14 protein-coding genes are annotated in these 18,147 nt (G+C 38.4%); 5 read left to right on the top strand and 9 right to left on the bottom strand.

The window, feature by feature from the left end; all coding sequences use genetic code 11:
• Window positions 1–7: 7 nt before the first annotated feature.
• Together T530_RS0110535 and T530_RS0110530 are read left to right on the top strand one after the other, a co-directional pair.
• On the top strand, window positions 8–1,411 hold the full coding sequence (locus tag T530_RS0110535) for a hypothetical protein (protein ID WP_027728980.1): 1,404 nt from the start codon (window positions 8–10) through the stop codon (window positions 1,409–1,411).
• 54 nt (window positions 1,412–1,465) lie between these two features.
• Window positions 1,466–2,437 carry a Gfo/Idh/MocA family protein gene (locus T530_RS0110530; RefSeq protein WP_027728979.1) on the top strand — a complete coding sequence of 324 codons (972 nt, stop codon included), beginning with the start codon at window positions 1,466–1,468 and terminating at the stop codon, window positions 2,435–2,437.
• A gap of 12 nt (window positions 2,438–2,449) precedes the next feature.
• Here the strand turns inward: T530_RS0110530 and T530_RS14850 are convergent, their stop codons facing one another.
• The 7 genes from T530_RS14850 to T530_RS0110495 form a co-directional block, all read right to left on the bottom strand.
• Complete coding sequence (locus T530_RS14850; RefSeq protein ID WP_197018272.1) at window positions 2,450–3,361, bottom strand: DUF2156 domain-containing protein; 912 nt, start codon at window positions 3,359–3,361, stop codon at window positions 2,450–2,452.
• A 54-nt stretch (window positions 3,362–3,415) separates the two neighbouring features.
• Window positions 3,416–4,297, bottom strand: coding sequence for a radical SAM protein (locus T530_RS0110520; RefSeq protein ID WP_027728978.1), 882 nt, complete (start codon window positions 4,295–4,297; stop codon window positions 3,416–3,418).
• Between the two features lie 14 nt (window positions 4,298–4,311).
• Entirely contained in the window at window positions 4,312–5,364 is a 1,053-nt protein-coding gene (locus tag T530_RS14185; RefSeq protein ID WP_051537947.1) for a haloacid dehalogenase-like hydrolase, read from the bottom strand.
• 239 nt (window positions 5,365–5,603) lie between these two features.
• Entirely contained in the window at window positions 5,604–6,737 is a 1,134-nt protein-coding gene (locus T530_RS0110510) for an SH3 domain-containing protein (protein WP_027728977.1), read from the bottom strand.
• 88 nt (window positions 6,738–6,825) lie between these two features.
• On the bottom strand, window positions 6,826–7,551 hold the full coding sequence (locus T530_RS0110505) for a hypothetical protein (RefSeq protein ID WP_156011630.1): 726 nt from the start codon (window positions 7,549–7,551) through the stop codon (window positions 6,826–6,828).
• A gap of 83 nt (window positions 7,552–7,634) precedes the next feature.
• A complete protein-coding gene (locus T530_RS0110500) occupies window positions 7,635–8,711 on the bottom strand; it encodes a hypothetical protein (protein ID WP_156011629.1) in 1,077 nt (358 codons plus the stop codon).
• Between the two features lie 68 nt (window positions 8,712–8,779).
• Window positions 8,780–9,736, bottom strand: a complete 957-nt coding sequence (locus T530_RS0110495; protein WP_081773718.1) for an aromatic acid exporter family protein — start codon at window positions 9,734–9,736, stop codon at window positions 8,780–8,782.
• Window positions 9,737–9,793: 57 nt separating this feature from the next.
• Here T530_RS0110495 and T530_RS0110490 point away from each other — a divergent pair, with 57 nt between their 5' ends.
• Genes T530_RS0110490 through T530_RS0110480 form a run of 3 tightly spaced genes read left to right on the top strand, consistent with a single transcriptional unit; the run spans window position 9,794 to window position 14,759 of the window.
• Window positions 9,794–11,776, top strand: a complete 1,983-nt coding sequence (locus T530_RS0110490; RefSeq protein ID WP_038074452.1) for a beta-galactosidase — start codon at window positions 9,794–9,796, stop codon at window positions 11,774–11,776.
• A 52-nt stretch (window positions 11,777–11,828) separates the two neighbouring features.
• Entirely contained in the window at window positions 11,829–13,649 is a 1,821-nt protein-coding gene (locus tag T530_RS14180; RefSeq protein ID WP_051537946.1) for a methyl-accepting chemotaxis protein, read from the top strand.
• 3 nt (window positions 13,650–13,652) lie between these two features.
• Entirely contained in the window at window positions 13,653–14,759 is a 1,107-nt protein-coding gene (locus tag T530_RS0110480) for a tyrosine-protein phosphatase (RefSeq protein WP_027728972.1), read from the top strand.
• Here T530_RS0110480 and T530_RS0110475 read toward each other — a convergent pair.
• Both T530_RS0110475 and T530_RS0110470 read right to left on the bottom strand, forming a co-directional pair.
• Entirely contained in the window at window positions 14,749–17,727 is a 2,979-nt protein-coding gene (locus tag T530_RS0110475; protein WP_027728971.1) for an insulinase family protein, read from the bottom strand. The two genes, T530_RS0110480 and T530_RS0110475, sit on opposite strands and share 11 nt — an antisense overlap.
• Entirely contained in the window at window positions 17,717–18,139 is a 423-nt protein-coding gene (locus tag T530_RS0110470) for a hypothetical protein (protein ID WP_027728970.1), read from the bottom strand. The genes T530_RS0110475 and T530_RS0110470 overlap by 11 nt, the downstream gene beginning before the upstream one ends.
• Between the last annotated feature and the right edge of the window lie 8 nt (window positions 18,140–18,147).

The following is an 18,147-nucleotide window of genomic DNA, read 5'->3' as shown; positions in this document are numbered from 1 at the left end:
AAATTTTATGAGAAAAATCCTATTTGTTCTGATTTCCTCTCTTTGTCTTTTTTCCTGCAAAGGAAAAAAGGTTGAAGCTGAGAAGCCTGCAGACATCATTAAAACAAAGATGAATGCTGATAACACTGAAAATGAAGAAATCTTTAATACTGAAGATATACCTCCTCAGTTTTTTATAAAGGACAATAAACTTGTAGATACAGTTTATGTTTCACAAAAAGAAGCCTCTATATATTCTGCTCCGGATTGTAATAATCCTACTTCCTTAAAAATCAAAAAAGGACATGCATTAAAACTTATTGCAGTCGGTAACTACGTGGAAATTGGAAGAAAAATAGCTCCAATGCTTAAAGTTTACTATCCGCCTGCTAATAGTTTCGTATGGATTTTTGGAGGCGATGTGGAACTTACAAGAAGAAGCTTTAACCCGGAAATTGACGGCATAGAAGACCTTGAAAATTATCTTTCTTCATCAAAATGGAGTACAGATAAGGAATCATGGAAATGCTTTTCGATTAATTCATTCAGAAAAGACGGCCAATATGATTGGTATTTGATTGAATCTGGTGGAAGCTACTACGGATATTGGCATGCAATATCTTCAAATGTAATCTCAGTTGAATCAAAATTTGTTGATGAGGCACAGGAAGATGAAAACTACACCACAAAAGAGTGGATTTTGACAGACATCAAGCCAAATTCGTTTAAATGTGATGGAAAAACCTATTACAGAAATATACCAACTTATGATTGTGATAAATTAATTGAAACCCGCTATGACGGTTCAATCAATGTATTAAATGAAGACTCTCAGCAGACAGCTTTTACTCTTCAGGCCATTGATTATTCAGACTACCCGCTTACATCCGGTGACTGTTTCGGTGCAAATGACTGGATTCTGGAAAACAACCTAAAGCTTTTGGTTAAATACGGTGTGCCTATAGAAAATTTTGATTTCAGCAAAAGCCCGAATTCAGAAAACAGAAAATACCAAGATTATAATATCGATGATTTGTATCTCTATGAATATATGAGCTACTGGTATCCGATTATGGAAAGAGAACAGAAAAATATCGGGATTCTGGATTTAGAATATCCTAAAGTTGTCCCGCTGGCATTTCATGATCAGCTTGCCGTTGAAATCACAGAGAATTTAAGACTTAGAGTTTCAGCGGGTACAGATTCCGATGTGATTACCACTGCAAAAGCCGGCTCAAAGGCTTATATTGAAAAAATCGGTCCGGCAGATTTCAGAGATAATATTTATTCATATTGGGTTCAGCTGAATTTCCTGGAAGGTGATGCCCTTGATATCGATGGAAATGAAATTCTTGATAACTTTAAGGAAATTCCTTACGGCTGGTGCTTCGGCGGCTATCTGAAACCTGTTATCGGAAATAAAGATGAGTAAAGTCATCAAAAATAAAAATTCTCTTTTTGTAAAAGGCATAATATAATCTTAGCTATGAATGTAGGAATTTTAGGCGCAGGACGAATTGCGGGTACGCTCGCACAGACGATGGCTGGTATGAAGACAGTAAAACTTTATGCGGTGGGAGCAAGGTCGCTTGAACGGGCCCAGGCTTTTGCAAAAGACTACAAGGCAGAAAAAGCCTACGGATCTTACGAAGAGCTGGTAAGTGACCCGGCAGTTGATTTAGTTTATATTGCAACGCCGCATTCTCACCACGCAGAGCACGCAGAACTTTGCATAAATCACGGAAAGCCGGTACTTTGTGAGAAGGCCTTTACGATGAATGCAGCTCAGGCAGAAAAGATTATCGAACTTTCGCGCAAAAAAGGCGTTTTCCTTACCGAAGCGATCTGGACCCGCTATATGCCAAGCCGAAAAATCATCAATGATGTGATTAACAGCGGAATCGTTGGAAAAATCCGGGTTCTTACGGCAAACCTTTCTTACACAATTACTCATAAAGAACGAATCGTGGAGCCGGCCCTGGCAGGAGGAGCACTTTTGGACGTTGGAGTTTACACTCTGAACTTTGCCGCAATGCATTTTGGAAGCGACATCGAGCGCATAGAAAGTTCAGTTCAAATGACGGATAAGGGCGTTGACGGACTTGAATCAATTACGATTTTCTACCGCGACGGAAAGATGGCTGTTTTGAATGCAGGCATCTATACCCGCAGTGACCGCAAAGGCATTTTCTACGGCGAAAAGGGTTATATAATAGTAGAAAACATTAATAATCCTCAGTCTATCAGCGTTTTTGATGATTCTGACCGCCTGATAAAGAAGATTGACGTTCCGCCTCAGATTACAGGCTATGAATACGAACTTCTGGAATGCGAAAAATGTCTTGCGGAAGGCAAAATCGAAAGTAATTCAATGCCGCTTGCAGACTCGCTTTACATGATGAAGCAGATGGACGGCCTTAGAAAAGACTGGGGACTGGTTTACCCTCAGGAAAAATAGCAGATTCCTACACTACTCCAGCGTCACATTAAACTTTGGAAGGAGGATTTCCGGGTAGTAAGAGCGCTTTGCTTTGCGAAGGCCTTCAATACCCAGATCCTCCTCTCTGTTTATATACCTTGTTGTGATAGTTTTGGCATATTCATTGTTGATGACTGCATAACCGCCGTCTCGGGCAAAATCAGAAAGGCATTTTTCAAAATGAATGTCGGTTACATCAGGGCTCAAGGTGCTCGAAAGACAGAAGGCGGCAGGCTCATCAGCCACAAAGAGGATTCCGCCCTTCATGCCAGCCTTTAAAGCAAACTCTTCATAATTCTGGAGTGCCGCACAGATAATTTCAGCTTCCTGCTGCAAATCAAGGCTTTCCGAACTTTCAGAAAACCACTTCTTTTCCAGTGCGCAGACAGTTTTAAAATTGTCAGGTGAAATAAGTTCCAGCCTGAATTCAGGATATTTTTTTCTGAACTGATTTATGTGATTTCGCTTTTTGCTGTATTTTGAACCTGGAAGCCCGGCTAAATCTTCCTGATTATAAATGTAATCGCTTAGATCTGGAGCTTCTTCAATTTTTGATGCTGTAAAATTGGCAAGTAAAAGCTCTTTTTCTTCCGTGGTGATATTTCTAAAAACGCAGGGACGATTATTCTCTTTTGCGTCCTCTACCAGAAGAGAAAGTGCCTCCCTGACCCCGTCAGTTTTTCCGTCCATGCAATGAGGAAAGGCATAGGCAGTTTCGCCCGAGGCATAATATTTTTCAAAAATCCAGCCGTCCTGGACCGCAATCTGAGAATCATATTTTTTTGCGTATAAAATAGAATTTACTGCGCTGTAATTATTTGCAAAAACACCGTTATTTACAGAAGTTTTCTGCAAAAGTTCCAGTTCTTCAATTGTCGCTTTATGCCAATTCAAATTATTCACATAATAAATGTAACATCAAAAACACAATTCGTGAAAGAAAAAAGCGTTATTCAGCTAAAATAATTCAGGCTGATTGGGGTCGCCTTCCGGGAACTCCTCCATCCATTTAAAAACGCTGTCAGTTCCCAGAATGATGTTGTTTTCGTGGCAGAGTTTAGAAAGGTAGGTCATAAGTTCGTGATTATGAGGACTGTTTACTTCGTAGGAATAACCGAAGGTCTTGATGTAACGCTCTTTAAGAGACATTTCTCCGGGACGCGCGGGAAAGCTGCGGTCTAAGGCGGCGTAAAAATATTCTCGGTTGCCTTCCCTCAGTGTCAACCCGATTCCAAAAGATATGATTGCATGAACACCGGCACGCACGCAGTAATCAATAATGCCGTCTATATTTTCTTTTGTGTCGTTAATAAAAGGAAGCAGCGGACTGAACCATACGACAGTCGGAATTCCAGCGTCACGGCAGGCAGTCAGCACTTCAAAACGCCTGCTTGTAGGACAAACACCGGGTTCAATTTTTTTGCAGAGGGCATCATCAGCTGTGGTAAGCGTCATCTGCACAACTGCCTTAGTTTTCTGATTTATCCTTCTAAGGATATCAAGGTCACGAAGCACAAGGTCAGATTTAGTAATCAGTGCTGCCCCAAAATTATACTTATCAATAATTTCAAGACAGCGCCGCATAAGGCAAAGCCCTTTTTCCGCTGGGATGTAGGGGTCACACATAGAGCCCGTTCCAATCATACAGCGTTTGCGCTTTTTACGAAGAGCCTCCTCCAGAAGCTCCGCCGCATTCTGCTTTACCTCAATATCTTCAAACTCGTGCGTAAACTGATAGCACTTACTCCTCGAATCGCAATAAATGCACCCGTGCGAACATCCCCGATAGATGTTCATACTATGAGGCGTAAGAATTGATTTCGCGTTTACAAAGTGCATCAGTTCTAACTATTCTAAAACTTGAAATCCACTTTCTTAACGTTTTCGCCGTAGATTGTCTTAAAATCATCCCGCATGGAAATTACAACATAGCCGGCTTCTTTCCACTGCTGGCCCAGTTTTAGGGCTTTTTCACGGTTGGCGTGGTCGTCTTCGTCGTCATCGGCAATCAGCATAAAGGCGCGGGTCTTGTATTTTTTGTTTGAAAGGCAGTAGTTATGCATTGCAGAATCACCGCCGCTGTTTCCAAAGGAAAGAACAGGCACTTTTCCGATTTCCTGGGCAATATTTTTTACCTTGTTTGTCTTAAGGTTTTTAATAAGCAAAACATCAGTTCTAAGAAGAGTGTCGGAAGTCTTAAAAGTATAGTCAACGCCTTCTTCATCACCCTGATTATCAGATTTTAAAAGCACATCCATACCGATAACGCGGTTAGGAGTAATTCCAAGAGAATCTACAAGAGCACGGCAGATAAAACGGTCAGAACCGGAAACTACATAAAAAGTAAAACCATTTGCAGTCAGATAATCAAAAACTTCCAGCATCGGTTTATAGAAAGATTCCGCATAAGTCATGCCTTCAAAACCATTTGGTGTCTTTTTTGCAAAATTTTTGACATAGGCATCAAATTCAGGAATTGTAAGACCAGCATAAGCCTTTGCAGCAGCACGTCCATGAATCACATCAAAATGGTCTGGGAGCGGCTTTCCGTTACGAACAAAATCCCTGATTGCATTTGCGACAGCAATTTCACTTTCAGAAGCCTTGTCCTTATAATCCGGATCTTCAAGCACGCGGTATTCCAGCATATTGTATTCAAAATATGAAGGATAAAGCTCGCCGATAAAAGTTCCGTCCATATCAAAGGTTGCAATTCTGTCTTCTACCGGAATATAGTTCGGCGATTTTTTATTTGTTACGTCCTCAACATATTCGATCAATGCATTTAATGAGTCACAGTCATTCCACAGCTTAAAATACTGAGCGCTTTTCTTCCCGCAGCTCATAAATGTCAGCATTAAAAGTGCCAGAAAAAATCCACAAAAAGCTTTTCGCATTTTCTTCATAAAAAAGACCTCCTAGGTTAATACTAAGCATATCACGAAAAAGCAGATTTTTGTAACATAATATTATATTTCTGGGGCCATTTTTGCCTGCGGCAAAAACCGGGCTTTTCGCAGTTCCGCGTCTTGCGCGCTCCATACTTTGCTTTGCAAAGTACGCCTGACGGCGCTGCTACAATCCCTTGTCCGTACAAAATCGCAAGGGAGGATTTACAGCTGACAAAGGATTGTTTTGTATTCATTTACTCTAAATAACCACCGTAACACCAGCCGACTGTTCCTGCTTTAATCGGCTTTCCCTCGCGGTCTTTTGCTCCTTTTTGAACTTCAACTTTTACCCAATTTGAAGAAATGCCATCAATTGTTTCTGCTTTGCCAAGCTCCAGAATTTTTACTTTTGTACCTGCAGACATTACGGTAAGAACCTGTGTTGATGTTGCTTCGCCGGAACGGAGTTTGAGGTTCTCACTTACAGTCATTGTTTTGTTTGGAGCAACGTTGGTAGCATTTGTTTTTGTTACTTCCGTTTGCACAGAAACATTGCCATGTTTAGGCATTACAACTTTTGATAAATCGTTCGATTTTCCTTTTATCCAGTTTTCTATCTGATTACAGGCTTCCGGGCTTGTACGTATTAATGTTTGAAATAGATTTTTTTCTGAAACTTCATCTATATACATTTTCATATAATCGCCGTCGATTATCAAATAAATATAGAATGGAGTTTCTTTCTTATATAATGGTAAAAAGTTTTCTTGCGGATGTGCAGTTCGTTTTGTATATTTTTGAAAATGGCTATACATCTTGCACACTTTATATTTTATCGATGAATCGGATACATCTTCTGTTTTTACAAGGAAAGTTGCTTCACCATTACCAATATAGCTGTTTCTGGCAAAAAAATAAAAATCATTAAAACCATAATAGCCAAGAAAGAAATCTTCCTGCCATGTTGAAGGATTTTCAAATTGATTCTGCCATTCTCTCCATAAAGGCTCATTTTTGTAAAGGATAGAATATCTGTCTGTTTTGCTACTTATCTGCTCATAATAATATGCAGGCACCCAATAATTGCTCTTTATGCTATCTTGAATTACTTTTACATTCTCATTAAATGTCAAAAAATTTATAGGAACATTTAAAGATTCATTTTCGCTATTCTTAACCCATATCTCAATTTCTTTTGGGGAATTCGGATAAACAAAACCAATTCCATCATCATCCAATTGAAGAATTTCATCTTTTGAAATATGATATTTTTTCCCAATTATTGAAGTCCAAGTAAAGTCTTTTTTAGCAACAAACTCCAATTGCTGTGCATATAAGGTTGTACATAAAAATAACAAAGTAAATATAGTAAAAATTCTATTTTTCATTTTTATAAGTCTCCATATAATTAAAAGGATTATTTCGTATTCATTTACTCCAAATAACCGCCATAACACCAGTCGACTGTACCGGGTTTTATTGCTTTCCGTCGTAGTCGCATGAGCCGTCGGCATGCCGCGGCCAGGTTACTTTGGAAAGATCTATTTTATTTGTATATATCAATGATTTTAGCTGTTCAAAAGTTTCTTCTGTACACCTAAAATATATCTGCTTGAACTTATCTTCATTTGCATAAACTGTAAGATAATCACCGTCAAAAATAAATTTTGCGTCAATTTGAATTTCATCAAATTTATATTCTTCTTCATCATAATATGCTGGATTTTCAGAATATAAAGGGGTTTTTCGAAGATTTTTTTCTTTAATAAGTTTATTTTCAACATCATTTACAAATGTTAAATACTTAGAAGCTTCTGTCTGCTCTAAATTTAGAAGATAAATATTATTGTTTTCTTCTAAATTTTTTATATAGTATGAATACGAAAAAGAAAAGTGTAATATATAAATATCTTTATTAAATTCTCTTTTTTTTTCTAGTTCTAATTTTTCTGGATCATATACAGACTCATCATACCAATTTTTATATTCATCGAGATAATCCACATAAATCTTATTATCTCCTATTTTTGGTAAATATTGTTTTATCTTTTCCCTATCTACAGATTTTATTACATATAAATATTCAATAGGAATCCATTTACAATCATTAAATTCATATAAATGTAATAAATCATTTGTATTTGCAAACGAAAGAGATATGGAAAAGAATATGACAATAATTATAGAAACTTTCTTTTTCATTTGAATGGTTCCGTATAATCTAAAGTATAATTATTTGCTACATTATTAGTATGCGTCAAGTAACACTTTCTTTCATTCCAAGATTACAACAATTCCTTTACAAAACAGCTATTAAGGCAGGCTGCATAACGCGCAATTGTATAATCAGAAATATCTGTATATTTGTTAAAGGTATTTTTCATCATATTATAGAGACGTATTTCTGTTTCGACAGATTTCTTTGCTTTTTCTTTTGCAACATCATTTATAAAGCTGCCCCAATTATAACCAAGAGAAACAATATCATCGTGTATTGGAGGAAGGTCTTCTAGCAGATCCGGATTGTATAGTTCATATTCGCATATACGGAAAACCTCATAAGTATAGGCTATCTCTTTTTCAAAATTCGTCATTTTTTCCATAGCTATAGTTTCTTCATAGCCCAAAACAACATCTTCAACATGCTTTACAAATCCATAAAAATTTTCCCGGATAAAATATTTGTCTTCATGCTTATCACTCTTGATGCAAAGAATTTCATACAATTCATTGCTGTACAAAGTGTAAAATTCGTACAAATCTTCTTCGCAACCCTGAAAATATTCTTTTACATTAAAATTACTTGTGTATCTTCCGGGATTCTCTTCTCTTAAAGTAAACTTAAAACCTTGGGCAAGCGACATTAAAAGAGCAGGATTAGGCTTCCTTTCTTCATCAGAAAAAAATCCGTAAGCCTGACACAAGGCAAATAACGTGGAAGCCGGTTCAAAATCAGTATTTTTTGCATTTTCGCCAATTTCTCTTTCATACTGATATAAATAGTCGGAGGAAAGGATTCTATCTATTTTATGTGGTGCATCCTCTGCACTCTCTTTTTCCATTCTATTATTATCTGCATTAGCAAAAGTTAAAATACAGAAGATAATCAAGGCTATAAATGAAAAACCAACAGAAGGAAAGCAAAGCGTATGACCTAAAGACTCGTTATTTCCATTTACAAGTCCGATTATTGCAAAAAATAAAGACAACGCAAGGCACAAAAGTCCAATTAAAAAAGTATCAATTTCATTGTCAGTAACAAACCCTGCAAAATCAATAAAAAATAATACAAATGATGCAATCACAAGCAGGCTTGAAATAAGTCCGGCTATTTTGGTTCGGTTTTGTAATAAATATTTCATATTCTCCCTTTTTTTTATCATACCAAAAAATGCAGTTTTAATGATATAAGTTTCCCAATTAAATTTGGTCAAAAATTTTTATAGAAAAAAGTATGCTTAATCTCTAAAAATTCCTGCAGGCGGTCTAAAAGCGCAAAAAGATTTGCCCGGTCTTCAAACTCCGGGCGGGTCTTTGGAAGCAGGACTGCCTTCATTTTTCCCATTATTTCCGATAGTTCGGCAAGCAGCGACTGAACATCATTATCTTTGTGGTATTCAACAGAAACTTTTTCTAAAAAGTCGGCAACCATCTGTGCAGTGGCGGGAACGGTTTTAATCTGGCGGACACACTTGAACATTTCATACAGAACACGGGTTTGATTTTCGCGCATCAAAAGGTAGCGGGAATCGTAAGTGTCCTTACTTGTAAACTGATTGTTGAAATTTTCTTCTGCCTGTTTTTTTGCCGTAAAAAGACTTTCGTTCAGGCTTGCAAAACATGAACCGTCGTAATCAGCAAAATCGGGATTAAGGATACGCAAAGACATTCTGTGAAGAAGGAGTTTTATTTTTTCATCTGTCTGAGCCTTAAGTTCTTCTATATAATCTGTCTTTTTATGAAGAAAAATATTTACAAGAATTCCAAAACCCACACCAATCACAAAAAGAAGGATTTCATTTATGATTTCTGCAGAGCCCGTCTTTCCAAAATTCAAAAAATGCGAAATCAAAACTGAATCCATTGCCATGGCAGAAGTCCAGCCGCGCCACTGGCAGACTAGAATAAAAAGAGCAAGATAGATAAAAAAGACATAAAAGGTAAAACCAAGCAGATTAAAAAGCAGGACGGAAATTACAAGGGCCACTGCAAAGGCAAGAAAACGCGAAAACGCAGTACGAAGCGTTTCTTTTTTGGTAGGCTGCACAGAAAGAATGGCAACAATTCCTGCCGAAACCGCAAATTCCAGTTTTAATTCCATTGCAAGTAAAATTGCCATCACCGCTGCGGCAGAGATTTTAAGAGTGTTTATAAAAATCTGCTTCACATTGCCTCCTGAAAATATTTTATCACAGATTTAAAAATTCCGTGCTATAATTTGCCTATGAATAAAAACGAATTAATTTTTGGCGCCGCATATTACAACGAATATATGCCATACGACCGCATTGAAAAAGACCTTAGCCTGATGAAAGAAGCGGGAATGAATACAATCCGCATTGCAGAATCAACCTGGAGTACGGAAGAACCTCACGATGGAGTTTTCAACTTTAAGCCGGTAACTGATGTTCTGGACGTAGCCCAAAAACTGGAAATGAACGTAATTATCGGAACTCCTACCTATGCTGTTCCTGCCTGGCTTGTAAAAAAATATCCGGACATAATGGTAACAAACCGCAATGGTCAGGTAAAATACGGGCCGCGCCAGAGTATGGATATCCTCAATCCTGATTTTCTGCGCTATGCCGAACGAATTATCAGAAAACTTGCTGAAGCCGTTCAGCCATATAAATGCGTAATAGGCTTTCAGCTTGATAACGAAACAAAACACTACGACAACTACGGAAAATACGCCCAGAAAAAATTTCTGGAACACCTGAAAGCCAAGTACAAAAGCACAGACGAATTTAACAAGGCTTTTACCCTAGCCTACTGGAGCAATTCCATTCACGACTGGGACGATATGCCGGATATTTCCAACAGCATAAACTGGAATCTTCACTGTGAATACGAGCACTTTTTGCGCACTTGCGTTGCCGAATACCTAAACTGGCAGGCAAAAATCATTAAGGAATACAAACGCCCTGATCAGTTTATAACCCACAACTTTGACTTTGGCTGGATCGGCTATTCTTACGGAGAACAGCCGGGAATAAATCATGCAGAGGCAAGTTCTGCCGTCACCATAGCAGGCTGCGACATCTATCATCCTAGCCAGAACCAGCTGACTGGTGCTGAAATTGCCTTTGGCGGCGACAAAATCCGTACCCTCAAAAATCAGAATTACCTTGTTCTGGAAACAGAGGCCCAGGGCTTTAAGGAATGGACACCTTATCCAAAGCAGCTGCGGCTCCAGGCCTTCAGTCACCTTGCAAGCGGCGCCAATGGTCACATGTACTGGAACTGGCATTCAATTCACAACAGCATGGAAACCTACTGGAAAGGCGTTCTTGGACATGAACTTCAGCCTGGTGTAATCTACAATTATGCAAAAGAAATTGGCAAAGAATACAAAAAATACGGTCCGCAGCTAATCAACCTAAAAAAGAAGAATGACCTTGCGCTTGTTATAGACACCGATTCTCTAACTGCACTCAAATTCTACCCGATGGACTTCCCGACCGGCGGTCTTTCTTACAACGATGTTGTGCGCTGGACCTATGACGCTCTTTATAAAATGAACGTTGAATGTGATGTAGTAGACATTAATGCCCTTAATCCTTCCGATTACAAAATGATTGTCACTCCAGCCCTATACTGCATCAGTCAGGAAAATGCCGGCAAGCTCTATGACTTTGTAGCGGACGGCGGCGTTCTCTTTTCAACATTCCGTTCATTTTACGCTGACACTAAAGGCACCGTATACGATGCCCCTCACCCATATAAGCTTACCGACGTTTTTGGCATGGAATATTCTATGATTACTCAGGCAGGTGACGCAAAAGTTCTTGGCTATCCTGCACAGGTTTATGCAGAACTTCTGGAAAATAAAAATGCTCAGATAATTTCAACTTACGAGCACAAATACTGGTCTCAGTATGCCGCCATAACCAAAAACAAGTTCCGAAAAGGTACCGCCTATTACTTTGCTACAAAGACACAGCCTGAAGTTTTTTCTCAAGTTTTAAAGGATGCGCTCGAAGAAGCTGGAATTCCACTTTACCCAGTAAAATTTCCTGTCATCATCAGAAACGGAGTAAATTCCAGAGGTAAAAAGGTTCACTATATTTTCAATTATTCAAGTGAAGATTATTTTATCGATAATCCTTTCCCGGACTGCGTTGATATAATCACAAAGAAGCCTTATTTTACCGGCAACAAAATTGAAATTGCAGACTGGGATCTGGTTATTCTGGAAGAACAGTAAACTTCTAAAAGCTTTCTATTAATTTTTGAAGTAACATATTATAATTATCCTCATGTCAAAGAAAAGAACCTCTATTTCCTTTAAGATTATTTTATGGGCATCGCTTGTGATGACATTTATCCTTATGATTATGGGTGTAGCCCTTTATTATCGTATTTCCGGAATTGACGAAAAACAGTACACAAAGCTTACAAAAAAGAACCTGGCTACAACCGATGCTGCAATCAACAAGTATTTTCATGGACTCGAACAGGCCGGACAGCCTCTGATTATGAATCAGATTGCAATGCTGAGCGGCTCAGTTAATCAAATGGAAGATTTTGCTTCATTTAAAGCCTTCCTTGCAGGTGTAATTGCACATGATGAATCTGAAGTAAATGAAAAAATCATCGTTGTAGATAAAATCGGTACTGTTCTTATCGACCAGCTGGATTCTTCCTACGAGAATAAAAAACTTGCCAATCACAATCTTGCTGGGCTTGAAAATTATAAACTTGGCGACAAAGTATGGTACCGAACAACCTTTAACGGCACAAAATACGAAATCCGAAGCTATCAGTCTGAAAACCTTTACGTACCTATGGACTACGTTTTTGTAATTCCTCTTTCAATTGTTGATGCAGCCGATAATTCCATTTACATCACGCTTGCACTCGCCCTTGTGCTTGGTCTTCTTACAACAATTATCGTTATGAAGATTGTATGCGGTACAATTATTCGTCCGCTTAAAAATGTTTCCCGAATCCTTAAGGATATATCAGAAGGTGAAGGTGATTTAACTCAGCGTCTTCCTGTTCAGGGAAATGACGAAGTAACAGACATTGCAAATTACTTTAACAGCACGATGCAGAAAATAGACGGCACAATGCAGACAGTTCAGGGTGAATCTTCTGTAATGAAAAATGCGGCAACAGTTCTCTCAAACAATATGACAGAAACTGCCTCTGCCCTCAACCAGATTACAAGCAATATTTCAAGCATCAGAGGTCAGGTTACAAATCAGACAGAAGCCGTTGAGCAGAATACAAATATTGTGAACGAAATTTCAGACAGCATTACAAACCTGAACCATAGCATTGAAGCACAGTCCAACAGTGTTGTTCAATCTACAAGCGCCGTCGAAGAAATGGTAGCAAATATCCGCTCGGTAACAGAAATTCTTGAAAAGAATGCGCTGGCCGTAGAAAAGCTGACCAATTCAGCTGATAATGGACGCGAAATTGTCCAGAAGACAGCAGATACCATCCATCAGATTTCTGAAGAATCGGAAGGTCTTATGGAAGCCACCTCAATTATTCAGAATATTGCCGAACAGACAAACCTTCTTGCCATGAATGCAGCAATTGAAGCAGCTCACGCAGGGGAAGCTGGAAAAGGATTTGCAGTAGTTTCAGATGAAATCAGAAAACTTGCGGAAGATTCTAACGAACAGAGTAAGAAAATTTCTACTGTACTTGGCGGTCTTGAGGAACTAATTGCAAAAGTTACCGAAGATTCAAAGGAAATTCAGCACCAGTTCAACATTATTTTTGAAAATACACAGGACGTAAAAAATCAGGAAGCTGTAATTAAAAGCGCAATGGACGAACAGAGTGCCGGAGGTCAGCAGATTCTTGATGCAATGCAGCAGATTAATTCAATTACCTCTCAGGTAAAAGATGGTGCAAAGATAATGTCCAGTGGCGGGGAAAAAATCCAGAGCGAAATGGAAAAACTTGCCTCTGTTACACTCGAGATTTCTGGCAGTATGAATGAAATGTCTACTGGAGTAAGCGACATCAACAATTCAATGCAGGCTATAAATGACCAGAGTCGTCAGAATATGGAAAGTATTGAAAAGGTAACCGGCGAAATCAACAAATTCAAGGTGTAAAGAATGTATAAACTTTCGGACATCGGAAAAACTGTTACTTTTGAACTGAACTTAAAAAATTTCGCTGTTTCCAATGCAGATCCGGATAACATAGAAAGCATTACAGTTACTGCAAGCTTTACTCTCTGGCGGAAAAATCCGGATTTTGAAATGAAACTTAGCCCGGAAGGCATCTGGATTTTAACAAAACCTTATGAGGAAGTATCTGCCCCAGGTAATATCGGCTTTCCAGAATTCAACTTTCTTATTTATTATAAAAATGGAAACTGTGATTACGTGACAGCAGATACTCCTCTTTCTGAAAGGGCTAGTAAAAACGCTTTTTTCCACGCCCCTGAGAAATTCGGAAGCAATTTTGTAATTCTTCTTGATAAATCATTTATCCCGGAAATCAAAGAAAATGAAAAATACCTGGAAAATATCGAAGAACTTTGCAATATCGACCTTAAAAAACCTGAAGAAAGGGCAAGGATTTCAAATGTGAGAAAAGTTCCCGGAACGACAAAACTCTGGAGAGGCTATCATCCCTACAAAAAATCACGAGCTTCTTTCAGCACTGAAAATATAAGAATAAAACTTGTAAACAAGGCGCTTTCAAAAAATAAAATCCGTTCAGTAATTACTCTCTGTGGTGATGAAAACCTTAACAAAGAGCTTGGAGAAAGATTTTTCCACTCTATGAAGAAAATCCGCAAGGCAGGAAATCAGCTGATTATAGATACGTCCTACGAAACAGTTTATTTTGAACCTCAAAGTGAAGAATACGGTCAGACCGTACAAAAAATTGCAAGATTTATAATAAATCATCCTGCTCCCTTTTATATCCATTGCCGGCTTGGTTCAGACCGGACAGGAACAATGAGCAGTATTCTGGCAGCCCTTTGCGGCGCCAGCTGGCAGGAAATTACACAGGATTATTTTAAAACTTCGCTTGCAGGATTTGGTGAATTCAGAAGTCCTCGCCTTCTGGAATATTCATATAAAAAACTTCTGGGAAAGTCCCCGGCAGAAATCCCGAACCTTCAGCAGGCCCTGAGCGATTACTTTATAAATGCCGGAATCCTTTCCCAAGAAGACATTACAGACCTAAGAAAAAAACTTACTTCATAAACTCTGTGATAATTAAATCAAACATGTCTTTGTTGGCATAAATCTGCTCGGCACTTCCGGCAACAACTCTTACACCATTCTTTTTCAGCAATTCAAGATAGCCTGCAAATTCCTTAATATCTTCGGGCTTTACAGATTTTACTTGCTTCATCATGCGCAGGACTTTTCCGTCCTCAAAATCATTGGTTAAATAACTGGAAATTTTGTTGCTGAGGGCAGCTGCATCAGAAATCGGTTCCTGCAGTCCTGAATAAATTGAAGTGATATAGCCTTCCAAATCCTTTTGTGTGACATAGGTAGTTTTTAAATAATCTGCTGCTTCATCAAAAATTCGGAAGGTATTTTTAAGCTCAGGATCGCGGTATGAATAAAGGGTAAGCCCGTTATCATTTATCTGGCTTGAAGCCCCGTAGGCTCCATACTTAAAACGAATCTGAGTATAAAGATAAAAATATTCCAGAAAAGAGCTGATAACCTTATACTTTGCGTCCAGCTTTTCTGTTAGCGAATCAAGTGAAATAGAGCTAAAGCAATAGTTTGAATTTCCGGGAATAATTACCGCAATATTCTTTGGGAAAGGTTCATGCTGTGCAAAAGGATTTACTTCCTTAAGTTCATCCTGCCCCAAAGTTTCTGCAAAGGCTCGTTCATATTTAAGATATTTTTCAATCTGTTTTTTATCACCTACGCAGGTTACAGTAAGATTCTGTCGGTTAAAGACGATTTTTAAGCCCTCGCGGATTTTTGCAACAAGCCCGTCCAGCTCTTCTGTATCCATCTTAGAAACCTTTTCCAGGAAATCCCAGTAATTATATCTGACGGCATAGTAACGTGATGTATAAGCAGGGTGAGCCGCAGTAAAGGCAAGCTCATAAGCCAGATTTGCCGGATTATTCATATTTCCCTGACGTTTTGCCTTTGCAAACTGTCCGGCGGAACTTTTTATCGTATCATAATCCTCAAGACTTGTTTCTGTAATAAGCTCATGAACAAGATCCAGTGTATCAGTCAGATTTTCATTAAGACACATAAAATCAGAAGTTGCATACACTGCCGAGCCGCCGCTTTCATATTTGTCCTTCAGCATATAAGAGGAAGTATAAAAAGACGATGAATAAGTATAAATCATTTCTCTTGCTTCAAGCTCTTCCAGACTGTGTTTTTCTGTAGGAAGATTTTTCAAAAGCTCAAAATAGAACATTACCGGGTGAAGATATTCCGGCGGCAAGGTATTCAGGCTGAAAAGCAGAGAGCCAGACACATACTGAAGTCCTGGTTTTTCTCCAATCAGAGCCCTGAAACCATGCTCTTTTGTGTCAGTAATTTCAACATCTTCATCTTCTTCCGGCAAATTCTGGGCACTTACAACCTTCACCTTATCAATAAGGTTGATTTTTTCATTCTCAGAAGCCCATTCATTATACCGCTTATTTTCTGCAACAAGATCAGCAACATTCTTCGGCGTCATCGATTCCTTTTTATCAGCAAAATACTTTGCATTTTCTTCTGCCTTCTTTTCTGCAAGACCTGCAACAGGCTTGGTTACCAGAACTACACTCTGCTGTGGATTCAAAAGGTATTTTCTGGCAGTCGCAAGAACTGTTTCAGGTGTGGAAGTTTTTGAAAGTTTTAAAAGATTCTTTCTGTATGTAATAAAATTTACAGGATCATCAGAAATTGCCCATAAAATACCTGCAGAACGTAAGTCAGTAATTCCATCAGGATTTTCTTCATCCAGAATTGTATCCAATTTAAAATTATTTGCAAAAATTTTGATGTATTTTTTGTCGATTTTTTCTGTACAAAGCTGATTTACTGCCTCTTCAAAAATCTTTTTCAGCTCATCTTTATCATCTTCATTAATATTATGAACTTCAAAAGTATAATAGGGTCGTCTGCAAAGATTATTAAAATAACAGCTGAAATTTGCGTCTGGAAAATGCTCCTTGAGTGTACGGCTCAGCCAGGAAGATTCCTGCCCGATATAATTGTTGATAACACGAAGGTCGTTGAAGTTGTCAGGACTTATATCTTTAAGCGCAAAGGCATATGAAAAAATAGAGGCATTATTAGTATTTGTGTCCTTTGTAACCGGGAATTCTGCTGTCTGTTCGCGGAAACCTTCCCATTCTTCATAATATTTATCTGAAAGATCAACTTCTGTGCGTTCGTATTTTGAAAGGAATTCTTCGTCAAAATATTTTAAGAAGCGGTTTACATTAAGCTTTCCGTAAAGGTAGATTACCATGTTGGAAGCTTTGTAATATTCTTCGTGATAATCCTTTACGCTCTGCCAGGTGACATTAAGAATATCCTCCGGTCGTCCGCCGGTTATAAAGCTTTCTGTACTGTTAGGATAAAGAAGCTTACGGAGATTGTAAAAATTCACTGTGTTTTTATTCGCCATTACACCTGTAAGCTCATTGTAAACAGCGCCGGTTGCCGTAATCTGACCGTCCGGGGAATCAAGAACAAAACGTACGGCTTCGCGCTTGAGGTCATTTTCCTCTGTAAGAACAATCGGGTCAAAAATACCGTTCATGTAAACGTCGAGGCTGGCAAAAAGCTGCTCTTCTGAAAGTGAAGCAATCGGATAACAGGTAAAAAGCTGATATGTCAGGGCGTTCTGAAAGGTATTATAGGTCTGAACCCCCATCTGGAAGGTAAGGTTTGAGCTTGGATATTTTGGAGAACCTGCAAGACAGCAATGTTCAAAAATGTGAGGAAGTCCCACATCATCATAAGAGCGGGTCTGGAAGGCAATATTAAAGGCACGGTTTGTGTCATTGTTTTTTAGCCAGACAAGGCGGGCACCGGATTTTACGTGTTCATAGTAAAGAACCTGAGTTCCAGGTGTATATTTGAGGGTTTTCAGCTGACGGAAACCAAAGCTTTCCTTTGAAAAAAGACTTGTAAAAATCGAGATAAAACCAAGCAATAAAATAGAATAAATACGTTTATTTTTCATTTTTAAACTCCGAAAGTTTTTTATTTACTGTTTCCAGCTCTTGATTTGCCTTTTCTGCCTGAGAATTCAGGTTTTCTTCATCTTCAATAGATGCCGATATCTGCTGGGTATGAAGGTCTGAAAGAAGAGCTTCAAGTTCATTTTTCTGTTTTTTAAGATCGGTTACAAATTTAGGAGGTCGCCCACCCTTTTTTCCGTTTTCGCGACTAGCAGCAACCTTAGCGTTACTTTTTGAAGTGCCGTTATATTTGTAAAGCATGCTAATCCAAAGTTTTAGGTTTTGTAATTCAGATTTCATCTGTTCGCAAAGAAGACTTACTTCTCCTTCTGACGAGACTGCCTCACAGAACTTAATCTGAATTTCTTCCAGTCGTGCAATAGATTTTTTTATTTCATCAGTTTTTCGAGACAATTTATCCT

It is taken from the genome of Treponema sp. C6A8 (assembly GCF_000619925.1).
Classification (GTDB): Bacteria; Spirochaetota; Spirochaetia; order Treponematales; family Treponemataceae; genus Treponema_D.
The sequence above is the reverse complement of the archived record's forward strand: the minus strand, read 5'-3'. Positions and strand labels throughout refer to the sequence as shown.

What these genes read in the sequence shown, in the direction of transcription:
- T530_RS0110535 (WP_027728980.1), top strand. Translation starts at nt 8, where the DNA reads ATGAGAAAAATCCTATTTGTTCTGATTTCCTCTCTTTGTCTTTTTTCC.
- T530_RS0110510 (WP_027728977.1), bottom strand. Translation starts at nt 6,737, where the DNA reads ATGAAAAATAGAATTTTTACTATATTTACTTTGTTATTTTTATGTACA.
- T530_RS0110520 (WP_027728978.1), bottom strand. Translation starts at nt 4,297, where the DNA reads ATGCACTTTGTAAACGCGAAATCAATTCTTACGCCTCATAGTATGAAC.
- T530_RS0110475 (WP_027728971.1), bottom strand. Translation starts at nt 17,727, where the DNA reads ATGAAAAATAAACGTATTTATTCTATTTTATTGCTTGGTTTTATCTCG.
- T530_RS0110490 (WP_038074452.1), top strand. Translation starts at nt 9,794, where the DNA reads ATGAATAAAAACGAATTAATTTTTGGCGCCGCATATTACAACGAATAT.
- T530_RS14185 (WP_051537947.1), bottom strand. Translation starts at nt 5,364, where the DNA reads ATGAAGAAAATGCGAAAAGCTTTTTGTGGATTTTTTCTGGCACTTTTA.
- T530_RS0110530 (WP_027728979.1), top strand. Translation starts at nt 1,466, where the DNA reads ATGAATGTAGGAATTTTAGGCGCAGGACGAATTGCGGGTACGCTCGCA.
- T530_RS14180 (WP_051537946.1), top strand. Translation starts at nt 11,829, where the DNA reads ATGTCAAAGAAAAGAACCTCTATTTCCTTTAAGATTATTTTATGGGCA.
- T530_RS0110505 (WP_156011630.1), bottom strand. Translation starts at nt 7,551, where the DNA reads ATGAAAAAGAAAGTTTCTATAATTATTGTCATATTCTTTTCCATATCT.
- T530_RS0110500 (WP_156011629.1), bottom strand. Translation starts at nt 8,711, where the DNA reads ATGAAATATTTATTACAAAACCGAACCAAAATAGCCGGACTTATTTCA.
- T530_RS0110480 (WP_027728972.1), top strand. Translation starts at nt 13,653, where the DNA reads ATGTATAAACTTTCGGACATCGGAAAAACTGTTACTTTTGAACTGAAC.